We start from the raw sequence: 20,149 nt of genomic DNA, 5'->3' as shown, positions 1-20,149 counted from the left end.
CTCCGGTGGGGGATGACAGAAGCGCTCGTCTTCAGCGCCCCTTGCCGAGGAAGTCCTTGATGGAAGCGTAGATGGCGTCCTTGTCCGCGATCTCGCTCAGCGAGACGTTGTTCGAGTCACCCACCGCCTCGCGCAGGTCCTTGATGAACTGCCCGCTGCCGTAGGGGGACTCCACCTGCCCGTAGGCGAACTGGTTCACCTGCGGGAGGATGTCGTTGCGGAGCATCTCGATGCACTGGCGCGTGTCGTCCGCGCTCCAGTTGTCCCCGTCGCTGAAGTGGAACGGGTAGATGTTCCACGCGCTCTTGGGGTAGTCCGCCTGGATGATGTCCCGGCACAGCTTGTACGCGCTGGAGATCATCGTCCCGCCGGACTCGCGGGTGTGGAAGAAGGTGTCGCGGTCCACTTCCCGCGCCACCGCGTCGTGGATGATGTAGCGCGACTCCAGTCCCTTGTACTGGTGCTTGAGCCACGTATCGAGCCAGAAGCTCTCGATGCGGACGATCTCCTTCTGCTCGTCCCCCATCGAGCCGGACACGTCCATCATGTAGATGATGACCGCGTTCGTCTCCGGCAGCTCCTGCAGCTTGTAGCTGCGGTACCTGCGGTCCTCGCGCGTGGGGATGATGACCGGCATCTTCGGGTCGTAGGTGCCGGTGGCGATCTGCCGCTTCAGGGCCTGCTTGAAGGTGCGCTTGAAGTGGCGCAGGGACTCCGGGCCCGTGGTGTTCACGCCGGTGTACTTCACCTTCTGGGTGACGATGCGCTCGTTCTGCCGCCGTTCAATCCGCGGCAGCTGGAGCTCTTCTCCCAGGATTTGCGCCAGCTCCTCCAGGGTGACGTCCACCTCCAGGGCGTGGTCTCCCTCGCCCTGGCCGGCCTGGTGCCCGTCCCCGGGCTCCACCGCCCCGGGGCCGAGCTGCTGACCCACGTCACCGTCACCCTGTCCGACGCCGCCCTGCTCCTTGTGGCCGTACTTGAAGCGCGGGATGTCGATGAAGGGGATGGGGATGCTGATGGCATCCTTGCCCTTCTTGCCCAGCATCTCGCCCTTCTGCACGTACTTGCGCAGGTTGGCTTTGATCTTCCCGCGGACGATCTGTTTGAAGCGGGAGTGGTCCTGGTGGATCTTCAAGGTCACGGTGTCACGTCCCTCTTGGACAAGGCGCTATCGCGTTACTCCTTGGCGTCACCGCGGGCGAAGATGCTGGCCACGAAGTTCAGCACGTCCGTGGAGCAGATCTCGCAGTACCCGTAGTTCTTCATCATCCGGTCCTTCACCAGGTCGATCTTCTCCTGGGTCTCCTTGTCCACGACGGACGACACCAGGTTCTTGAGCTTGATGCTGTCCTTCTGGTCCTCGAACAGCTTCAGCTCCAGCGCCTTGTGCAGCCGCTCGTTGGTCCGGTAGTTGAAGGTCTTGCCCTCCACCGCGAGCGCGCCGATGTAGTTCATGATCTCCCCGCGGAAGTCGTCCTTGCGGCTCTCGGGGATGTCGATCTTCTCTTCAATCGACCGCATCAGGCGCTCGTCCGGCACCTCGTAGATGCCGGTGTACTTGTTCTTCACCTTCTCCTTCTGGGTGAAGGCCTTGATGTTGTCGATGTAGTTGCCGCACAGCTTGCCGATGGCGTCCTCGTCAGCGCTGATGGCGCGCTGGACCTCGTTCTTGACGATGTCCTCGTACTCCTGCTTCACCGTGGTGAGCAGCTCCTTCATCCGCTTGCGCGCGTCCTCGGTGTTGATGAGCGAGTGCGTCTTGAGGCCGGCCTCCAGCTCGTTGAGCACCATGAAGGGGTTGATGCAGCCCTCGCCCTTGTCGCTCACCAGGGCGTTGCTGATCTTGTCCTGGATGTAGCGGGCGCTGATGCCCTCCAGGCCCTCGCGCACGGACTCCTTGCGCAGCTCCTTGATGTTGTCCTCGGTGAAGTTGGGCAGCGTCTTGCCGTTGTAGAGCTTGAGCTTCTGCAGGAGCGACAGGTTGTGCTTCTTGGGCTCCTCCAGGCGCGTGAGGACGGCCCACATGGCGGCCATCTCCAGCGTGTGCGGCGCGATGTGCTTGCCCTTGATGGCGCGCGAGTTGAAGTCCTTCTCGTAGATCTTCACCTCTTCGGACAGCTTGGTGATGTACGGGATGTCAATCTTCACCGTACGGTCGCGCAAGGCCTCCATGAACTCGTTGTTCTCGAGCTTCTTGTACTCGGGCTCGTTGGTGTGCCCGATGATGACCTCGTCGATGTCCGTCTGAGGGAACTTCTTCGGCTTGATCTTGTGCTCCTGCGACGCGCCGAGCAGGTCGTAGAGGAACGCGACGTCCAGCTTGAGCACCTCCACGAACTCAATGACGCCGCGGTTGGCGATGTTGAACTCGCCGTCGAAGTTGAAGGCGCGCGGGTCGGAGTCCGAGCCGTACTCGGCGATCTTCCGGTAGTTGATGTCGCCGGTGAGCTCGGTGGAGTCCTGGTTCTTTTCGTCCTTGGGCTGGAAGGTGCCAATGCCCACGCGGTCCTTCTCACTGAAGATGAGCCGGTTGACGTGGACGTGGTCCATGACCTTTGCGAAGTCACCGCCGTACTGGGTCATCAGCTCCTTGAAGACGAAGCGGCACGCGGGGCACAGCTCGCAGCCATCCGGGATGGTGTAGCCGGCGTCGGGCGGGGACAGTTCGGAGAAGATGCGCTGGCGCCACTCGCGCGGGACGAGGTTGAGGGGCTCCTCGTTCATCGGGCACTTCATCTTCTCCTTGGTGACCGAGCCGTCAGGCTGCTTCTTGTCGGTGAGCCAGGAGAACGTGTACGCGGCGCCCTCGGGCGTCTTCGAGTACTCCTCCATGCCCTTCTTGAGCAGGCGGGCGATGGTGGACTTGGACGAGCCCACGGGGCCATGCAGGAGGATGACGCGCTTCTCCGTGCCGTAGCCCTGGGCCGCGGATTTGAAGACGTTGACCAGCTTCATCAGCGGCACGTCCAGGCCGAAGATGGCGTCCCGGCCGCCGAAGCGCTCGTCGCTGAAGAAGTGGTAGCGGGTGAGCTTCTTCTTGTTGTCGATGTACTCCGACTTCCCGTGGCTGAGGATCATGTCGTAGATCCTCTGGAAGGCGGTGCGGGTGACCTTGGGGTTCTTCCGGACGATTTCGAGGTAGTCCTCGAAAGAGCCCTCCCAGTTGAGTTCCGCGTAGGTCTTCACGTCCTGGAACGCGGCGATTCTGGAGACCCACGAGCCCTTCTCAGCGTCCTTCATGTCTCTCCCTCGTAGCCTCACGGGAGGACGCGAGGGTCGCGCGCTTCCGGGGGGCCAGCATGGTGAACCTGGAGGGCTGGAAGGCCATTCCACACCCACTCCGAAGAGGTCCCAGGCGACGACAATCGCGAAGCTTCAGCCCCTTCGGGACCCCGCCGCGGAGTGGGACCGCGCGTTCGGCTCGTGTCGGAGGGAAGGCCGCCCTCCTCCACGGGGTGAAAAGGCACCTTGATTATAAGGACCGGGCCCCGCCTCGGGAGGAGCCCCCCCGGTGCGATGTGTCCGGTCCCGTCGGGCCCAAGCGCGTACTTCCCGACGATTGGACCCCTGCTGGAGGACACCCCGTCCGGGCAGGCCCTCACTGTGGGGTGGCGTCCGTGTCCGCTCCACATGTCGGCGTGACGGCCGGCGCACCGGTTCGCCCCGCCTGCCGGGGTGCGTAACGGGGCGGATCGCGCGCTGCCCGGGGAAGTGATGCCTGGAGGGCAAGGCAGGCGGGCGGGCATCAGGGAGGGGGGCGGGGCGCTGGCTTGGCTTTGAGCCCTGCCTGCGTATCCTCGCGCGCGCCATGGTTCCCGCTTCGAGTCCCGCCGCCCCTGTGTCCCCTCCCGCCGTGCCCGGCCTGTCCGCGGTGCCCGCGCCCCGGCCCGAGCCGTCCACCCGGTGGTTGGTGGGGCTCTTGCTCGTGGCGGCGCTCCTGCCCCGGCTGGGGGTGTTCTTCATCAACGAGAACCTCTTCGGGGACGCGGTGGTGCGCACGGAGCTGGCGGAGCGCTGGCTGGCCGCGCCCCACGTCATCACCTCCTACAAGGACGGGACGTTCCAGTTCGGCCCGCTGCACGTGTACCTGGTGGGCGCGGTGCTGTCGGTGTTCGAGCGCGACGTGGCGGGCCGGCTGGTGAGCCTGGTGTTCGGCGTGCTGTCGGTGGTGCCGCTGTTCGCGCTGACGCGGCGGCTGTTCGGCTGGCGCGCGGGCGTGGCGGCGGGGCTGGCCTTCAGCGCGTGGGGCATGCACCTGCAGTTCTCCACCACGGCGGGCAGCGAGGCGGTGTCGCTCTTCTTCATGCTGGCGGTGTTCGCGCTGGTGGCGGAAGGGGTGGAGGAGAACCGCTTCCAGCCGCTGTTCTGGGGCGCGGTGCTGCTGAACTTCGCGTGCGCGCTGCGCTACGACGCGTGGCTGTACATCCCGCTCATCACCGCGGCGCTGGTGTTCAGCAGCGAGGACCGGGTGGCGTCGCTGACGCGCGCGGTCGGCTTCGGCCTGGTGTGCCTGCCGTTCCCGCTGTTGTGGATGCAGGGCAACGAGCTGGCGCACGGAGACCCGTTCTTCCCCATCAACGCGGTGGAGAGCTTCCACAAGCAGTGGGTGGCGGACTCCGGTGGGGCAGGCGGGGCGATTGGCTGGCGGCTGCAGCAGCTGGGGTTCTGGCCCGCGGTGGCGCTCTTCACGCTGACGCCCGGCGTGGCGCTGTTGGGCGGGGTGGGCATGGTGCGCGCGTGGAAGGAGCACCCGGAGACGCGCTGGCTGGTGGTGATGGCGGTGCTGCCCGCGCTGTACTTCACGTTGCGCGCGGCGGTGCTCCTGAGCTTCGTGCCGCTGGCCCGCTTCACGGTGACGCAGCTGGTGCTCCTGCCGGTGTTCATGGCGCCGGGCCTGGCGGCGGTGGTGGGCAACCGCGGTGACCTCGCGCGTCGCGCGGTGGTGGGCGTGAGCGCGGTGCTGGCGGTGGTGATGCCGGCGGCGTTGGGCATCTACACCTTCCGCACCGAGGGCGGGCTGCACGACTCGCTGCGCCCGGTGAGCCCCACGTCCACGAACCCGGTGGCGGTGATGCAGGTGGCGCGCTTCCTCAAGGAGGAGGTGGCGTCGAAGGGCGGCGCGGCGGCCATCGACGACGACCCGCGCTACATGGACCTGCAGGTGGCCTTCTTCTCCACGCTGCCGGAGATGCGCATGGCGCGCGTGCGCTGGGACACCTTCCGCCAGCGCATGGCGGATGCCCGGCCGGACGTGCTGGTGCGCTTCGACGGGGGCAACCTGGTGAAGGACCCCGGCGTGAAGCTGGACGGGCGGACGCTGACGCTCGACGGCGTCGCGTACGAGGAGCAGGACGGCTTCACCGCGCCGCTCCACGTGTACCGGCGTCAGCCGTAGTCCGCCGTCGGGAGCCCCCGGAGGTGCGGCTCAGCCCTCCGGGTCGTAGTCGTCGTCGTAGCCGGTGTCCGCGGGGCGGTGCGCGTCCAGCCAGCCCTGCAGGATGAACTGCGCGGCGAGCTGATCAATCACCTCCCGCCGCTTCTCCCGGCGCACGTCCGCCTCCAGCAGGGTGCGCTGGGCGGCCACGGTGGACAGCCGCTCGTCCCACAACTCCACGGGCAGTCCGAGCGCGCTCTCCAGCGTCTGCGCGAACTTGCGCGTGGCCTCCGCGCGGGGCCCCTCCGAACCGTTCATGTTGAGCGGCAGCCCGAGGACGAAGCGCGTCACCTCGTGCTCCTTCACCAGCCGGGACAGCTCCGCCAGGTCCGCCTTGAGCGACGTGCGCCACACGGTGGTGACCGCCTGGGCGGTGAGCCCCAGTCCATCCGAGACGGCCACCCCGATGGTCTTGGTGCCGTAGTCGAGCCCGAAGGTGCGCATGGGCGCGGGACTCTAACCGCAATCCTCCGGGACGGACCGCCCCGTCCGCGAGCGGGGACGCGGCAGGACGGCCCCTGCCGCCAACCCCGCGTTTCGACTCGCCCCGCGCTCGGGCGCGCCCGGCACCGCCGCTGCAATGCCTGACCGCGTCCGAAGAGACGGCGCGCGGCACCCGGCAGCACCCACTTCCACCCGTCGCGCGGGAGTACTGATGCTCGACATCCTGAAAGGCGTGGCGAACCTGCTGGGCGGTCCGATGGCCGCCGTGACCGACCTGGCGGGGGGCGCCCTGGGACTTCCCCCCGTCCTCACGAACTCCATCAAGACGGCCGCGGGGGTGATGAGCGGCAACGTGATGATGGCGGCCAGCGGCGCGCTGGGCGTGGCGGATGAGCTGAAGAAGAACCCGTCCGCGAAGACGGAGTACTGCGCGCCCCGGGACGCCGCGAAGGCGGGCGCGGGCTACTCCAGCGGCTCCGTGTCGCAGGGGACGGGGGGCGCGTCCGGGAGCCGCAGCCCGCTGGACCCCAAGCTGCTGGACTACGCGGACTCGCTGCGCACGCTGGAGGCGAACTTCGGCTACCTGGACCTGCTGGACGGCAAGAAGGACGGCACGCTGTCGCACGCGGACCTCCAGCGCATCTCCCAGGACCGGAACGTGTCGCCCTCGCTCCGGGACGCGGCGAAGTTCCTGGTCGACAACCGGTCGTTCTTCGAACAGGTGGACACGGCGAAGCAGAAGCTGCTCCTGCTGTCGCTGCCGGGCCTCAACGATGACCGCTTCGACGTGAGGTCCCTCCAGCAGGAGTCCAAGCGGGTGGCCGCGGAGTTCGCGAAGTACGGGCGTCCGGAGCGGCCGGGCCGTCCGTCTCCCTCGCCCTCGGACTGTGTGCCCCCGCCCCTGGACTGCGCGCCGCCCGCCACCGGTGGCGGTTCCGGGCCGGGGCCGGGAAGCGGAGCAGGGCGGCCGGGCAGCGGCACGGGAAGCACGGACGGAGGCGTGTCGGGCCGGCCGGGGCATGGCGGCGGGAGCACCGGGGGCACGGGGCGGCCGGGGCACAGCGGGGGCTCGGGGGCGGCGGATCCGGACCTCGCGGAGTACGCCGACGCGCTCAGGGTGCTGGATGAGAACTGGGACACCTTCGACACGGCGAAGGGGACGAAGGACGGCAAGGTGACGATGGCGGACCTGGCGGCGGTGCTGGACAGCCCGGCGGCGTCCTCCACGCTCAAGCGCGCCGCGCAGTTCTTCAAGGACCACCCGGAGTACTGGAACCGCCTGGAGATGGCGGCCAGCGGCGGCCGGGACGGCGTCACCCGCTGGCAGGACCTGGACGCGGAGCTGGCCTCGGTGGCGAAGCGGCCGGGTGGCAGCGGCCGGAGCACGGGGGGCTCGCGGGCGCGGGACATCGTGGACAACCCGAACATGAGCATCGAGCAGAAGGTGCAGGCCCTGCTCATGGGCATCACCGAGGACACCGACGACGAGCTGCTGGGCGTGATGAACCAGATGGCGAGCGCCCGCGAGGATCGCGCCACGCTGGGCACCAGCGACTCGGACAAGGCGCGCGGCGCGAAGCTGGACACGAGCATGCAGGAGCTGGAGCTGCGGCTTCAGACGCTGATGGAGAAGCGCAAGGCCATGTTCGACCTGATGAGCAACATGTCGTCGAAGTTCAACGAGATGGCGAAGACGGCCATCTCCAACCTGCGCAGCGCGTGAGGGCCGCCATGGGACGCATCATCAAGCACGAAGGCGGCGAGGGACGGACGATGGAGCGCGGAACGGCGCGCAGGCTGAAGGCGTTCGCGCGAGGGGAGACGACCTGGGCGGAGGTGGAGGGGATGACCTTCGAGGAGGCGAAGGCCATCGCGCAGGTGGGCTGCGACCTGGCGGCGGCGGGCCGGCTGGAGGAGGCGCGCATCCTCTTCGAGGGGCTCGTGGAGGGGAACCCGAAGGACTCGGCGGCGCACGCGGCGCTGGGCACGGTGTACCAGAAGCTCGGGCGGGTGGAGGACGCGCTCACCGAGTACACGCACGCGCTGACCGGAGATCCGCGCAACCCCGTGGCGCTGACGGGCCGGGGTGAGCTGCACCTGCGCCGGGGCGAGCGGCAGGGCTTCACGGACATCGCCAACGCGGTGGAGGTGGATCCGCACGGGGAGACGGCCGCGGGGCGCCGCGCGAAGTCCCTGGTGAAGGCCATCACCCTGGTGGCGGTGGAGAAGCTGAAGGAGGGCGCACCGACGTAGCGCCTCCTCGCGTGCGGCCCGCCGTCAGGAAAGGGGGGCGCCGCACGAGTGGGGCTGAAGGGGGAGTCGTCTCAAGACGGTTGTGCCGCCGGACAGTTGGGGAGCGGTCCGGGGGCGGCCGCCGGAGGGTGGGCCTGGATGGCGAGGGGGCGGAGTGGAGGTCCATCCACCGGCGGCTTCTTGAGAAGCGCTCAGGGCGCGTCGAGCGCGGCGAGCCGCTCCCCGATGGGGGGGTGGCTCATGCCCTGGAGGACGACCCAACGAGGGGGCTCGGGGTCCATCTTGTTCACCCGGGCGGCCTTCACCAGCATGCGGCGGAAGGCGCCGGCGTCGCCGGTGAGCGCCAGGCCGTAGCGGTCCGCCTCGCGCTCGCGCTGGCGGGAGAGCGCCCCGGACACGGGGGCCGTGAGCAGGATGAGGACGAAGACCGCCAGCGACACCAGCGGCAGGGTGCGGATGTCGCCTGCGCGCTCGACGCCCCACCAGCCCCGGCGGGCGGAGAGGCGCAGCAGTTGGTCGATGAGGAAGAGCAGGGCCATCAGCGCCCCCGAGGACGCGATACGGGCAGGCCAGCGGGGCTCGTTCACATGGCCCGCCTCATGGGCCACCGCGGCCAGGATTTCATCCTCGGAGAGCTCCTTCAGGATGACGTCGTTGAGGACGATGGTGCGCGTGGGGCCCTGCCCGGCGAAGTACGCCTGGATGCGCTTGGACATCACGGACGTCTTCTCCACCACCACGTCGGAGAAGGTGATGTCCGCCTCGCGCATCAGCGCGGTGATGCGCGAGCGCAGCGGCCCCTCCGGCAGGGGCGTCTGGTCGAAGTAGAGGCGGGCGCGGTACGGGTCCAGGGCGGAGGACACCAGCATCAGCAGGGCCACGGGCACGCCCAGCACCAGCCACCAGCGGCGCACGCGGCGGGCCAGGCCGTACAGGCCCACCACGAGGGCCGTCAGGGCGATGGCGCCCACGAGGCCGCCCTTGAACCAGGTCCACGCGAAGGTGGCGGGCGTGTCGTTGGACAGGCCGTGCCGGTGCTCCAGCACGTAGAAGAAGTACACGTTCGCGGGGGCGTAGAGCAGCTGGGTGGCCAGGTCGATGAAGAGCGCGAAGAGCAGCGCGGTGCCCCAGCCGGGCTCGCCCCACAGCCGGTCCATGGCGCTGAAGACGGCGCGGCTCACCGGGGCCCTGCGCAAGCGCTGGCCGAACCTGCGCTCCAGCGCCGCCGCCGCGGCCGCGGCCCCCCGGTACACGGGCCGCACGAGCACGGCCAGGATGAGCGCCGACAGGGCCAGCCGCGTCAGGGGCTCCACCGCCGCCCGGATGTAATAGGGCTGGTGGTAGGCGTGGATGTCGGCGAGCTGCTCCGGCGTGAAGAGCGGTTCCATGGCCGGTGGAGCGCTCGCTCAGCGGCGCTTCGCGCCCGCGTTGGAGGCGGGCATGGGCACGGAGACCTCCTTCGACTCCGCGCCGCTGCCGTCCGCGTCCGCGTCCGCGAGCAGCAGCGACTTCACCTTCTCCAGGCTCTGGCGGGTGCGGTCCACGAAGGCGTTCTGCGAGCCGATGCGCTCGGCGGCCTCCAGCGTGCGCTCGTAGATGTTGATGGCCTTGGTGAGCAGCACGCGGATCTTCTTGCGCAGCTCCTGGCGGTAGACCTCCGCCTCCTCGGCGTTGAGCTCCGGGGGCGTGGGCGAGTTCACCATGTGCTCGTAGAGGTTTTCATACAGGGCGCCAATCTGCGCGCCCGCGGCGGTGGCCCAGTAGCCGTTGCCCACGCGGATGGAGCGCAGGTAGTGGCCCTGCGCGGACAGGAGCAGCTCCGCCTTGTAGTTGAGGTCCTGCGCCAGCCCGTCGCTGCCCCGGCTGGCCTCCAGCTTCACGGCCTCGTAGTGCAGCCGGTAGATCTCCCCCACGAAGAAGTGCGCCTGCGCGGGGAAGTAGTCCTCCACCTCCGCCTTGTCCGGCAGGGCGTCATACGCGGCCAGCGCCTTGCGCAGCGTCCCTTCCGCTTCGTCCGTGCGGCCGGCCTCCACCTGGCAGATGCCCTGCTGCACCTGGGCCTCGATGCGGCGGCCCGGGGGCAGGTCCTCGCGCGCGGCCAGCGTGCCCAGCAGCTTCACCGCCTCCTCGTAGCGCTCCAGGTGGTAGAGCGTCTCCGCCAGGCGGAAGGACGCGTCCAGCGCGTCGCCCTGGCCCTTCTGAGGCTCCGCCAGGTCGGAGAAGCGCCCGTAGGCGTCGTCCCACTCCTTGAGGCGCTGGTGCGCGAGCCCCGCGTTGTAGAGGGCCTGCCGCCGGTGCGGGCTGTTGGGGTGGAAGTCCGCGAGCCGGCCGAAGTAGCGCGCCGCCTGCTTGAAGTCGTTGGCGGCGAAGGCGGAGGTGCCGGCCGCGAAGAGCTCCTCGTCGTTGAGCTTGTCCAGCTCCAGGTCCGCCGTCACCGTGACGGGGTCGAACTCCACGACCTGCTTGTTCGCCGTGCCGTCCGGCTTCGCCGCCGCGCCCGTGGTGCGGCAGCCCGTCAGCACCAGGCCCAGGCCCAGCACGCCCGCCCACAGCCAGGTGGCTCCGGCTGACTCCATCCGCTTCCTGCCGTGCATGCAGCTCACTCCCATCCGGGCGCCCACGTCACCCGGTGCGGCCCCGGACATCGACACCCCGGAGACCCGACGGGTTCCCGGGAGTGCTTTCCAAGGCCGCCACTCTAATGCGGGCGGACCTCCGGTGCTCTTCCGCCAGGCATGAACGCCCCCGCGCGCCGGAAATGCCCGGCGCATCACGCGGGGTGGGGGCGGGCGCTCAGGCGAGGACGTCGTCGCCCAACAGGTAGCGGCCGGTGCCCCACAGCGCGACGAGGTCGTGCACGTCCAGCCCGAAGCGGGGCACCTGGATGAGGGGCGTGCCCGGACAGGCCGCGCGCAATTGCGCCATGCCCTCCAGGTCCTGCTGCGCCAGCACCTGGAGTTCGCGCAGCGTCTCCTCCACCTTCGCGCGCCGGGTGGGCGTCAGCGTGGCCGCGTCCGCCCACTCCGCCTGCGTGGGCAGCGGGTGCACGCGGTTCACCACGATGGCCGTCATCTCCATGCGGTTCTGCCGCAGCAGCTTGTGGAAGTGGATGGCCTCGTCCAGCCGCTCCGGGTTGGGGCTCGTCACCAGCACGAAGCCCGTGGACTTGTCCTCCAGCAGCTCGCGCACGCCGCGGGCGCGCTCGCGGAAGCCCTCGTTCATGGAGGAGAGCGTCAGCATGAAGGAGGACAGCTCCTGGAGCATCTCCGTGCCGGTGAAGCGCGACAGCGCGCGCGTCACGTAGCTGCCGCCCAGGTTGAAGAGGGACAGGCCCACCTTGCCCGCCTTCAGCGCGGGCGTGAGGAGCCACTTGGCCGCTTCGTTGTCCAGGAAGTCCAGCACCCGGTTGGGCGCGTCCAGGAAGTCCAGCGCGTGCGCGGTGGGCGGCGTGTCCAGCACCACCAGCTCGTAGTCCGTGCGGCGGCGCAGGTCCCAGACCTTCTCCATGGCGATGTACTCCTGGCTGCCCGCCAGCGCCGTGGAGAGGGATTGGTAGAAGCGGTTGGCGAAGATGCGCTCGCGCTGCTCCGGCGGGGCCACGCGGGTGATGAGGTCGTCCCAGGTGGCCTTCATGTCCAGCATCATCGCGTGCAGGGCCGCCTTGGGCGTCACGCCCAGCGGCTCCAGCGCCGACGCGGGCACCTCCGCCTCCGTGTTGCCCAGGCCGGACAGGCCCAGGGAGTTGGCCAGGCGCTTCGCCGGGTCGATGGTGCACACGATGCTGGGCCGGCCATCCACCGCCGCGCGCAGCGCGAGCGTCGCCGCCACCGTCGTCTTGCCTACGCCGCCAGAGCCCACGCAGATGAGCACGCGCTTGTTCGCGAGCGCCGCTTGCAGCGCCGTCATGCTCCCGTGCCTCCGGTCACCAACGCGTTGAGGTGCCCCATCACCGTCTCCACCGCTTCCCGTCCGAAGCTCGGCACGAACAACCTGGGCACCGTGTACACCGGCGCGTGGAGGTTGCGCTCCAGCTTCGTGCCCGCGAGCACCGCCTGCGACGCGCGGTCATGGTGCGCCTGGGCCACGCGCTTGAGCTCCGGGTGCCCCGCGAGCGCCTCCAGGTCCGCCTCCGTGAAGCGCTGGGGGAAGGCCTGGTTGAGCACCGCCGCGTGCGTGCGGATGTGCACCCGGTCCTTCAGCGCGGCGTGCAGCTCCAGCGCCTCGTTCACCGGCATCTCCTCCGGCAGCGCCACCAGCACCGCGGCGGTGACGGTGGGGTCCACCAGGAGGTCTCGCATCTTCAAGGCCTCGCGCGTCATGGGGCCCGGCGGCACCGTCTGCAGGAGCACCTGCGGCACGCTCAGGAACGAGATGGCGTGGCCGGTGGCGGGCGCGTCCAGCACCAGCGTGTCGTACTTCCAGCGGCCGTCCGGCAGCTTCTCCTGGAGGTGGAAGAGGATCTTCCCCAGGAGCACCAGCTCCTGGAGCGACGGGATGAAGCGCAGGAAGTAGCGCACCAGCCGGTTCTCGAAGACCGTCTTGTAGAGGGTCTCGAAGCGCAGGACCATCAGGCCGTACTCGCGCATGGCCTCCTGGGGGCGCACGTCCACCGCCCAGAGGTTCTCCTCCAGGAGCTTCACCTCCGGGCCCGCTTCGGGCCGCTCCAGGAGGCGGCTGACGCGCTCCTGGGTGTTCACTTCACACACCAGGGTGCGCCGGCCGGCGCGCACCGAGGCCAGGGCCAGGGCGGCGGCGACGGTCGTCTTCCCGACGCCCCCCTTGCCAGAGACGATCCACAGGCGTTTGTCGAGCAGTCCGGCCATAGAGGGCGCGCGAACCGTAGGGATGGCCCCCCGGAGAGTCAACGAGAGTCCACGAGTGGAAATCCCCATTGTTCCCCTGCTTGACACGTCGCGTCGCCCACTTCCAGAGTGCGGCGTCCTCTTCCTGACGTCCCGCCTGTCCCGGCGGCCTCCAGTGGCCTGACTCGCGGCGGGCCGGACCTGAACGGTTTTGAAGCCATGCTCAAGAACAACCCGGTGATGAAGAAGCTCGTGGAGACGGGCGAGGAGCGCGTGGGCAAGCTCGCGCAGCAGCTGCTCTCCAACGAGAAGTTCGTGGCGGCCGTGCAGACGCTGGTGTCGCGCTCGCTCGCGGCGAAGGGGACGCTGGACTCGGCGCTGCGCACGGCGCTGTCCGCCATGAACCTGCCGTCCACGGCGGACCTGGAGCAGCTGCGCTCGAAGGTGGACGACCTGGAGAAGCTGCTCGCGTCCGTCGAGGGCAAGGTGGACACGCTGGTGTCGAACGCGTCCTCGAAGAAGAAGGCGTAAGCGGCGCGCGACTTTCCGCTTCCTCCGGAGGGGCCATGCGGCGCATCGCGTTCATCAACGAGAAGGGCGGCACCTGCAAGACGACGCTCGCGGTGAACACCGCCGCGTGGCTCGCGCTGGAGCAGCGCCGCCGCGTGCTGCTGGTGGACCTGGACACGCAGGGCCACGCGGGCAAGTCGTTGGGCGTGGACGTGCGTACGCTGCCGCGCAATGTCTTCCACCTGCTCACCGACGCGGCCGTGTCCCTGCCTTCCGTGGTGCGCCCGACGGGCGTGCGCGGGCTGGACGTGGTGCCCGCGTACAAGGAGATGGCGGACTTCCCGGTGGTGGTGGCGCAGGACCCGCGGCGCGCGCACCGGCTGGCGGACCGCATGCGCGAGGCGGAGGCCGCGGGCTACGACGTGGTGCTCTTCGACGCGCCTCCGTCCATGGGGCTCACCACGCGCAACATCCTGGTGGCCGCTTCAGAAGTGGTGGTGCCGGTGGCGCTGACGTACCTGGCGCTGGACGGGTGCGCGGAGCTGGCGGAGACGGTGCGCCAGGTGGGCGAGGCGGAAGGGCGCCAGGACCTGCGCGTCACCAAGGTGGTGCCCACGCTGTACCGCAAGACGGCGCTGGCCACGGCCATCCTGGAGCGCCTGCGCGCGTACTTCCCCGACGCGCTCGCCGCCACGCCGCTGGGCTACAGCGTCAAGGTGGACGAGGCGCAGAGCCACGGGAAGACCATCTGGGAGTACGCCCCCCAGAGCCCGGGGGCGCGGATGCTCGCGGCCATCGCGGCGGAGATTGACGGCGGGGCCCCTCCGGGGAAGCGCAAGCGGGCCCGGTCGCAGGTGGCCTGAAGCGCCAGGCGCCCGCGTCCTCGGGCGGGCGCCGCGACGTTCAGGCCACGGGCGCGCTCAGGCGTCCTTCTTGTCGCCCTTCTCCACGGCGTCGAGCTTCTTCTCCAGCTCCTCCAGCCGCTGCGTGAGCGCCTGCATGTCGCGGCCCAGGGCGGGGAGGTTGCCGGTGAGGTTCTCCACGACCTGCTTCACGCGCTCGTCGATGCGGCGCTGGAAGTCCTCGAAGGCGCGCTGGCTGGCCTTGAGCAGCTCCGCCGGGTTGAGGCTCGCGGTGTTGGCTTCGGCCTGCGCCGCGGGCGCGGGGCTGGCTTCCGGAGCGCCCTCCTGCGGGCTGCCGTCCTCGCGGCGCAGCAGCTTGTCCAGCCGCTGCTCGGCCTCCTCGCGGATGGAGGCCACGCGCGGGGTGACCTCCTTCTGGATGAACCCGGAGATGGACTCGCCGGGGTGGCGGATGATCTCCCGCAGCACCGACAGCGGCATCTGGTTCTTCTTCTTCTCCTCCTCGAAGATGATCTGCGCGAGGGTGACGGAGGTCAGGTCTTCCTTCGTGCGGTTGTCGACAATCCGCACCTCGGTGCCCTCCTTGATCATCGCGGCGATCTCATCGAGCGTGACGTACCGGCTCTCCACGGTGTCGTAGAGCTTCCGGTTCGTGTAGCGCTTGATGATCTTCGGCTCCTTGGAGTTGCTGGGAGCGTTTGCTTGCTCGGCCTCGCTCATGTCTGTCGTCTCCGACCCCGGCTGCGCCTTGGCATTTACTGGCTTACTTCTTCATTTCCAAAGGGGCGAACCTCGTATCAAAGGGGTCGGAAGCGAGCAAGTTGCCCGGGTCCGACTCGCCGCCGTTGCCGGGTGGGCCTATGCTCTGAGTCCCTCCGACCCGACCCCATGATCGTCCAGTGCGAACAGTGCCAGACGCGGTTCAAGATCCCCGACGAGAAGGTGACGGAAAAAGGGGTCAAGGTCCGCTGTACCAAATGTCAGAACACCTTTCGGGTGGCGCGTGAGCCAGCGCCCGCGCTGAGCGCCCCTCCGCCAGCCGCCCCTCCGGCCGGGCAGGCGGACCCGTTCCAGGCGTTTGGAGATGCCCCGGAACCCACCGGTGAGGTCACCCGGCCGGGCCCGGCGTACTACGCGCCCGGTGCTCCGGAGGTGAAGTCCCAGATGCGGTCCTGGGGCGACGTGGACGTGGACATCGACGTGGAGGCCCCGGCTGCCTCGCCGGGCACCGGTGGGCCGACGATGCCCTTCGACCCGCCCACGCCGCTTCCGGGCGTCGCGTCCCGGCGTCAGGCGGCCCCCGCGCCCCTGCCGTCGCCCACGAACCTGTCCGGGCTGGACCTGGAGGACCCGTTCGCGGACTTCATGGTGGATGCCCCGGCGCCGAGCGCCCCGGCCGCCGCGCCCCCGCAGGCCGTGGCGCCTCCCGTGGCCGCGGCCTCCCGTCCGGTGCCTCCGGGGGCCTTCGCGCCTCCTGGCGCCCGGGCCGCGCCTCCCGGGGCGTTCCCAGCGGGGCCCGCGGGTGGGGCCCGACCGGCCGCCGTGGCCCCGAGCGGACCCGGGGCATTCTCCGCGGAGGCCGCGCCCCTGGAGAGCCCTCCTGGCGCGGTGGGGCCAAGGGGCCCTGTTCCCCCCGGGGCGGTGGCTCCGGCGCGTGCGGCGCCTCCCGTTGGGGCAGCGGCCCCGGCGCGTGCCGCCGCGCCTCCCTCCGCCGCCCATCCGGCGGGGGCGGGCGCGCCTCAGGCTCGTGCGGCCATGCCTCCGGCGGCGGCCGCTCCGGCGCGCATGGGGCCGCCTCCCGGGCCCGGGGGGACGTCACGTCCCGGGAGCGCCCCTGTCGCCTCCCCAGCCCTGGCCGCCGCGGGCTCGGTTGAGCCCGCGCAGGATCCGCTCTTCGACTTCCCCATCGACGCTCCCTCCGCTCCGGACGCGGCGTCCCTGCGCCATGCCGCGGACGTCGCCGCGGAGCCCTCGCCGAGCGGCGCCACGGCGGTGGGACCGATGACTCCCGCGCCGGGCTTCGAGAGCGACGACCCGTTCGCGTCCATCGACATGGCCGCTGCGCCCCCGCGGGATTTGTCCGCCGCGCCGGGCGACATGGGGCCTGGCCCGGAGCCCATGGGCGACCTGTTCGACTTCTCCGGCACGGGCGCTTCCGGCGAGGAGGGCGTGGCCGCCTCGGACACCGGCCGCGCCGCGCTGCTGGGGGACGTGCCCGCCGAAGCGGACGCGGGGGCGCCCGGCGGCATCTCGCTGCTGGGCGACGTGCCGGCGTACGACGACGGCGACCCGTTCACGCTCACCACGCCCCGCCGCGAGGTGGTGGACCTGGCCAACATGCGCTCGGGGCCCGCCGTCACCGTGGCCAAGCCCTCCGCGCGCATCGAGGACGTGGGCATGCCCCAGCGCCGGATGCCCGGGCGCGCGCGGAAGCTGACGGGGCTGGTGCTCAACGTCACCATCGCCACCGGGCTGGTGGTGGCCCTGGGCGCGCTGGGCACCGTGTACCTGCGCGACGGCAAGGTGGACCCCGCCACGCTGTCCCCGGACCGCCTGCGCACGCTGGTCATGCCCGCCTCGCGCCCGTTCATCGCGAGCGACGTGTCCAACGGCCTCTACGAAACGCGCGACGGCCGCATGCTCTTCGTCGTGCGCGGCGAGGCGGAGAACCGCACCAGCACCGCCGCGGCCGTGCGCGTCCGCGCCGCGCTCTTCGAAGGCGACCAGCGGGTGCGCTCCACCGAGGGGCTCGCGGGCGCGCTGGCCACGCCGGAGGACCTCCACGGCGTCACCACGCGCGAGGCCGCCACCGCGCTCCGCCAGCGCATGGACGCGGCGTCGCTCCCGGTGCCGCCGGGCGGCAAGGTGCCCTTCCTGGTGCTCTTCCAGGAGTTCCCCGCCGACCTCACCGGCTACCGGCTGGAGGTGACGCTGGAGCCCATCCCCACCGAACCCACCGCGGACCGCACGGGAGGCTGAGACGTCATGCCCTCGCTGGATGAGGCCCGGGCGCTCGCGCGCCACCTGCACGCCCTGGGCGGAGGCGCCATCGTGCGCCGCAAGGCCGCCGCGCGGGAGCTCGCCCGGCGCGAGCCGTTCGATACCAACGAGCTCATTGGCCACCTGCTGACGCTGTCTCGCGCCGGGCAGGCCCCCGCCACCTGCGTGCTGTCGGACTTCCTGGCCGCGTTGGACCAGGAGGCCGAGCACATCCCCCACGTGGAGGCGCTCCGGCGCATGGCCCACGTGCAGTCGCTGGAGGCGGTGGCGGACCTCTTCGCCCAGGGCCCCGCGCGCAAGGAGCTGGACGCGGACGCCGCCGCCCGCGCGGACGCGCAGGCCGCCAGCCAGTCCCTGGGGCACCTGAAGCAGCAGGCCCGCCTCACGCGTGACCCGGACGTGCTGTCGCGCCTGGCCACCGTCAGCAACCCGGCCGTGCTGCGCAACGTGCTCATCAACCCGCGCCTCACCGAGGACCTGGTGGTGCGCATCGCCGCGCGCAGGCCCGCGCGTCCGGAGCCGCTCGTCGAAATCTGGAAGTCGCCGCGCTGGTCCGTGCGCCCCAAGGTGCGCCGCGCGCTCGTCTTCAACCCGTACCTGCCGCCGGAGGTGGGCGCCAAGCTGGTGCCGCTGCTCAGCACCCTGGACCTGCGCGAGCTGGTGGAGGACACGGGGCTGTTGCCCGCGCTGCGTCAGCAGGCCGCGCGCCTCCTGCTCGCGCCAGCGCCCGGCAGCCCGCCCGGTCCCCTGGTGCTGCCGACAGGGGAGGAGTTCTAGGAGCGCCGGTCCTTGGGCGTTTCCGTGAAGTCCGCGTCGGTGTGGCCCCGGCGCGAGTGGGGCAGGTGCTTCACGTCCACCAGGTCCTCGCCGCGGGACGCCTTGCGGAACGAGTAGACGAACTTGCCCACCGCGTTGCCCAGCTGCCCCATCCGGGCGGCCGAGAAGACCACCAGCAGGATGAAGCCGAGGACGATGATCTCTCCGAGGCCCAGCATGCGTTGGACACTGCAATAAAGCCCCCCGCGTGGCAAGTCGCGCTCGCGTCCACCCCTGGACGCGCCCGCCACGTGGGCGCTGCGCCCGGGGGCCCTTCCAGCGCACACTGCGCCCCCATGCTCCTGCTCGCTCACCGTGGTGCCAGCGCCGACGCCCCCGAGAACACCCTGGAGGCCTTCGCGCAGGCCGTGCGCCAGGGCGCGGACGGCGTGGAGCTGGACGCCATGGTGTGCGGCTCCGGGGAGGTGGTGGTGTGCCACGACGAGCGCCTGGACCGCCTCGCGGGGCAGCCGTGGGAGGTGCGCACCACGCCGTGGTGGAAGCTCTCCCGCGCGGACGTGGGCACGCCCCTGGGCTTCGCCCCCGCGCGCATCCCGCTGCTGGAGGCGGTGCTGGACGCGCTGCCGGAGCACTTCCTCGTCAACATCGAGCTCAAGTGCGACCGCTTCGACGACGGCGGCCTGGCGGAGGGCGTGGCCCGGCTGGTGCGCGAGCGGGACCTGGCGGGCCGCGTGGTGGTGTCCAGCTTCAACCCGCTGTGCCTCTTCCGGCTGGCGGCGGCGGCGCCCACGCTGCGCCGGGGCTTCCTCATCGACCCGGACAAGCCCTGGGCGCTGCAGGCGTACGCGCTGAGCCCGCTGGTGTCGTCGCACTCGGTGCACCCGTTCCACGAGGCGTGCACGCCGGAGCGGGTGGCCGCGTGGAACGACGCCGGGCTGCGCGTGGCGGCGTGGACGGTGGATGACCCCCAGCGCGCCCGCGAGCTGCGGGACCTGGGGGTGTCCTACCTCATCACCAACCGCCCGGGCCTCGTGCGCGAGGCCCTGCGCTGACTAGAAGTCCAGGCCCAGCGTGGTGTTGAAGGCGACGACGGAGGGCAGGTCGCGGCTGCCGGCGCCCGGCTGGTCGAAGCTGCCCAGGCGGGTGACTGAAACCTCCGCGCCCAGCTGCAGCACGCCGCCAATGAAGCGCGCGCCCGCGTAGAAGCGCGGGGTGAGGTTGTCGCCCGCCTTCACGCGCGAGTACTGCGCGGAGTTGATGAGCGCGTCGCGCGAGTCGTTGCCCGCCGCGTCCGCCGGGGAGCGGCTGGGGTCGAAGTCCAGCGTGCGCGTGGTGGCGCTGACGAAGTTGAGGTCCAGGCCGCCGTAGGGCGTCAGCGTCACCATGCCGCCCAGGGGGAACTGCTTGCCCACGCCGATGTCCAGGCCCGTGGTGGTCAGGTCCAGGTCGTTCGCGCCGAAGAGCTTCGTCACGTGCAGGCGCAAGCCCACGTCCGGCAGGTACGTGAAGCCCTCGTTGAGGGCCCACTTCAGCTCGCCCGTGGCCGTCACCATCTTGCTCTTCTCGATCCAGCCCACGCGCCCGCCCAGCTCCAGCGAGAAGGGCAGGCCCTTGCGCACGTGCAGCGACGGCACCAGCACGGAGCCCGGCTGCGCCTTCTCCGTGGGCAGCGCCACCTCCTCCGGCAGCGACACCACGGACAGCTCCGCGTTGAACGCGAAGCCGGAATGGCCCGTGGTGCGCGGCGGCATCAGGTTCGCCGAGCTGATCACCGCCCCGTACGTGCGCGCGAAGGCGCGGAAGTCCGCGCTGGCCTCCGCGAACTCCGTGCCGGTGATGACCGGCGTGGAGCCGCGGCGCTCGACGCCGTAGCGGGAAATGACCAGGTCGTTGTCGTCCGCATGGGCCGCGGCCCCGGACAGCGCCGTCGCGAGCACCAGCCACCGACTGAACGTCCGCATGGGGGAATCACGCCTCCGGGACGCATGCCGGCCAAGCGGGCGCCCACCTCCGGCGGACCCTAAATCGGGCCTCGGTGAAGCGTCAACAAAACGGGCGGCCCTCCC

18 protein-coding genes and 1 pseudogene are annotated in these 20,149 nt (G+C 70.6%); 9 read left to right on the top strand and 10 right to left on the bottom strand.

Annotated features, from left to right (window positions below; translation table 11 throughout):
* Positions 1–31: 31 nt before the first annotated feature.
* Positions 32–1,141 (bottom strand): DUF444 family protein, encoded by a 1,110-nt coding sequence (locus KYK13_RS30745; RefSeq protein WP_223636956.1) that lies wholly within the window; start codon positions 1,139–1,141, stop codon positions 32–34.
* Between the two features lie 35 nt (positions 1,142–1,176).
* The gene (locus KYK13_RS30740; RefSeq protein WP_223636954.1) at positions 1,177–3,240 is read right to left on the bottom strand and encodes a PrkA family serine protein kinase; all 2,064 of its coding nucleotides are present in this window, start codon (positions 3,238–3,240) and stop codon (positions 1,177–1,179) included.
* A gap of 568 nt (positions 3,241–3,808) precedes the next feature.
* On the opposite strand from KYK13_RS30740, the gene KYK13_RS30735 reads away from it, so the two are divergent.
* Entirely contained in the window at positions 3,809–5,395 is a 1,587-nt protein-coding gene (locus tag KYK13_RS30735) for a glycosyltransferase family 39 protein (protein WP_223636951.1), read from the top strand.
* Between the two features lie 30 nt (positions 5,396–5,425).
* On the opposite strand, the gene ruvX is transcribed toward KYK13_RS30735, so the two are convergent.
* Positions 5,426–5,878 carry a Holliday junction resolvase RuvX gene (gene ruvX / locus KYK13_RS30730; RefSeq protein WP_223636948.1) on the bottom strand — a complete coding sequence of 151 codons (453 nt, stop codon included), beginning with the start codon at positions 5,876–5,878 and terminating at the stop codon, positions 5,426–5,428.
* A 211-nt stretch (positions 5,879–6,089) separates the two neighbouring features.
* On the opposite strand from ruvX, the gene KYK13_RS30725 reads away from it, so the two are divergent.
* Together KYK13_RS30725 and KYK13_RS30720 are read left to right on the top strand one after the other, a co-directional pair.
* Positions 6,090–7,601: a hypothetical protein gene (locus KYK13_RS30725; protein WP_223636945.1), complete on the top strand. Its 1,512-nt coding sequence runs from the start codon at positions 6,090–6,092 to the stop codon at positions 7,599–7,601.
* Positions 7,602–7,609: 8 nt separating this feature from the next.
* Entirely contained in the window at positions 7,610–8,131 is a 522-nt protein-coding gene (locus KYK13_RS30720) for a tetratricopeptide repeat protein (RefSeq protein ID WP_223636943.1), read from the top strand.
* A gap of 191 nt (positions 8,132–8,322) precedes the next feature.
* Here the strand turns inward: KYK13_RS30720 and KYK13_RS30715 are convergent, their stop codons facing one another.
* The 4 genes from KYK13_RS30715 to KYK13_RS30700 form a co-directional block, all read right to left on the bottom strand.
* Positions 8,323–9,519, bottom strand: coding sequence for a M48 family metalloprotease (locus KYK13_RS30715; RefSeq protein WP_223636941.1), 1,197 nt, complete (start codon positions 9,517–9,519; stop codon positions 8,323–8,325).
* 18 nt (positions 9,520–9,537) lie between these two features.
* Entirely contained in the window at positions 9,538–10,725 is a 1,188-nt protein-coding gene (locus KYK13_RS30710; protein ID WP_223636939.1) for a tetratricopeptide repeat protein, read from the bottom strand.
* Positions 10,726–10,924: 199 nt separating this feature from the next.
* Positions 10,925–12,037 (bottom strand): ArsA family ATPase, encoded by a 1,113-nt coding sequence (locus tag KYK13_RS30705; RefSeq protein WP_223636936.1) that lies wholly within the window; start codon positions 12,035–12,037, stop codon positions 10,925–10,927.
* Positions 12,034–12,954: an ArsA family ATPase gene (locus KYK13_RS30700; RefSeq protein ID WP_223636934.1), complete on the bottom strand. Its 921-nt coding sequence runs from the start codon at positions 12,952–12,954 to the stop codon at positions 12,034–12,036. Before KYK13_RS30700 ends, KYK13_RS30705 begins: the two co-directional genes overlap by 4 nt.
* Positions 12,955–13,152: 198 nt before the next feature.
* On the opposite strand from KYK13_RS30700, the gene KYK13_RS30695 reads away from it, so the two are divergent.
* Together KYK13_RS30695 and KYK13_RS30690 are read left to right on the top strand one after the other, a co-directional pair.
* Complete coding sequence (locus tag KYK13_RS30695; RefSeq protein ID WP_223636932.1) at positions 13,153–13,464, top strand: hypothetical protein; 312 nt, start codon at positions 13,153–13,155, stop codon at positions 13,462–13,464.
* Between the two features lie 35 nt (positions 13,465–13,499).
* Positions 13,500–14,306, top strand: coding sequence for a ParA family protein (locus KYK13_RS30690; RefSeq protein ID WP_223636929.1), 807 nt, complete (start codon positions 13,500–13,502; stop codon positions 14,304–14,306).
* A gap of 57 nt (positions 14,307–14,363) precedes the next feature.
* Here the strand turns inward: KYK13_RS30690 and KYK13_RS30685 are convergent, their stop codons facing one another.
* Positions 14,364–15,026 (bottom strand): polyhydroxyalkanoate synthesis regulator DNA-binding domain-containing protein, encoded by a 663-nt coding sequence (locus KYK13_RS30685; protein ID WP_223636926.1) that lies wholly within the window; start codon positions 15,024–15,026, stop codon positions 14,364–14,366.
* 168 nt (positions 15,027–15,194) lie between these two features.
* On the opposite strand from KYK13_RS30685, the pseudogene KYK13_RS39380 reads away from it, so the two are divergent.
* The 3 genes and pseudogenes from KYK13_RS39380 to KYK13_RS30675 form a co-directional block, all read left to right on the top strand.
* Positions 15,195–15,293, top strand: a pseudogene (locus tag KYK13_RS39380) (zinc-ribbon domain-containing protein); the annotation flags it as partial.
* A gap of 9 nt (positions 15,294–15,302) precedes the next feature.
* Positions 15,303–17,285, top strand: coding sequence for a hypothetical protein (locus KYK13_RS30680; RefSeq protein ID WP_255654055.1), 1,983 nt, complete (start codon positions 15,303–15,305; stop codon positions 17,283–17,285).
* Positions 17,286–17,291: 6 nt separating this feature from the next.
* A complete protein-coding gene (locus tag KYK13_RS30675; protein WP_223636920.1) occupies positions 17,292–18,083 on the top strand; it encodes a hypothetical protein in 792 nt (263 codons plus the stop codon).
* On the opposite strand, the gene KYK13_RS30670 is transcribed toward KYK13_RS30675, so the two are convergent.
* A complete protein-coding gene (locus KYK13_RS30670; protein WP_223636917.1) occupies positions 18,080–18,301 on the bottom strand; it encodes a twin-arginine translocase TatA/TatE family subunit in 222 nt (73 codons plus the stop codon). The genes KYK13_RS30675 and KYK13_RS30670 overlap by 4 nt on opposite strands.
* A gap of 117 nt (positions 18,302–18,418) precedes the next feature.
* Between KYK13_RS30670 and KYK13_RS30665 the strand changes: the two genes are divergently transcribed.
* Positions 18,419–19,135 (top strand): glycerophosphodiester phosphodiesterase family protein, encoded by a 717-nt coding sequence (locus KYK13_RS30665; RefSeq protein WP_223636913.1) that lies wholly within the window; start codon positions 18,419–18,421, stop codon positions 19,133–19,135.
* Here KYK13_RS30665 and KYK13_RS30660 read toward each other — a convergent pair whose 3' ends face one another.
* Positions 19,136–20,044 (bottom strand): hypothetical protein, encoded by a 909-nt coding sequence (locus KYK13_RS30660; RefSeq protein WP_223636910.1) that lies wholly within the window; start codon positions 20,042–20,044, stop codon positions 19,136–19,138. It abuts the gene before it with no gap.
* Between the last annotated feature and the right edge of the window lie 105 nt (positions 20,045–20,149).

This window comes from Corallococcus sp. EGB, from assembly GCF_019968905.1.
Lineage (GTDB): Bacteria > Myxococcota > Myxococcia > Myxococcales > Myxococcaceae > Corallococcus.
Note: the sequence above shows the minus strand (reverse complement) of the source record. Positions and strands in the feature narration are given on the sequence as shown.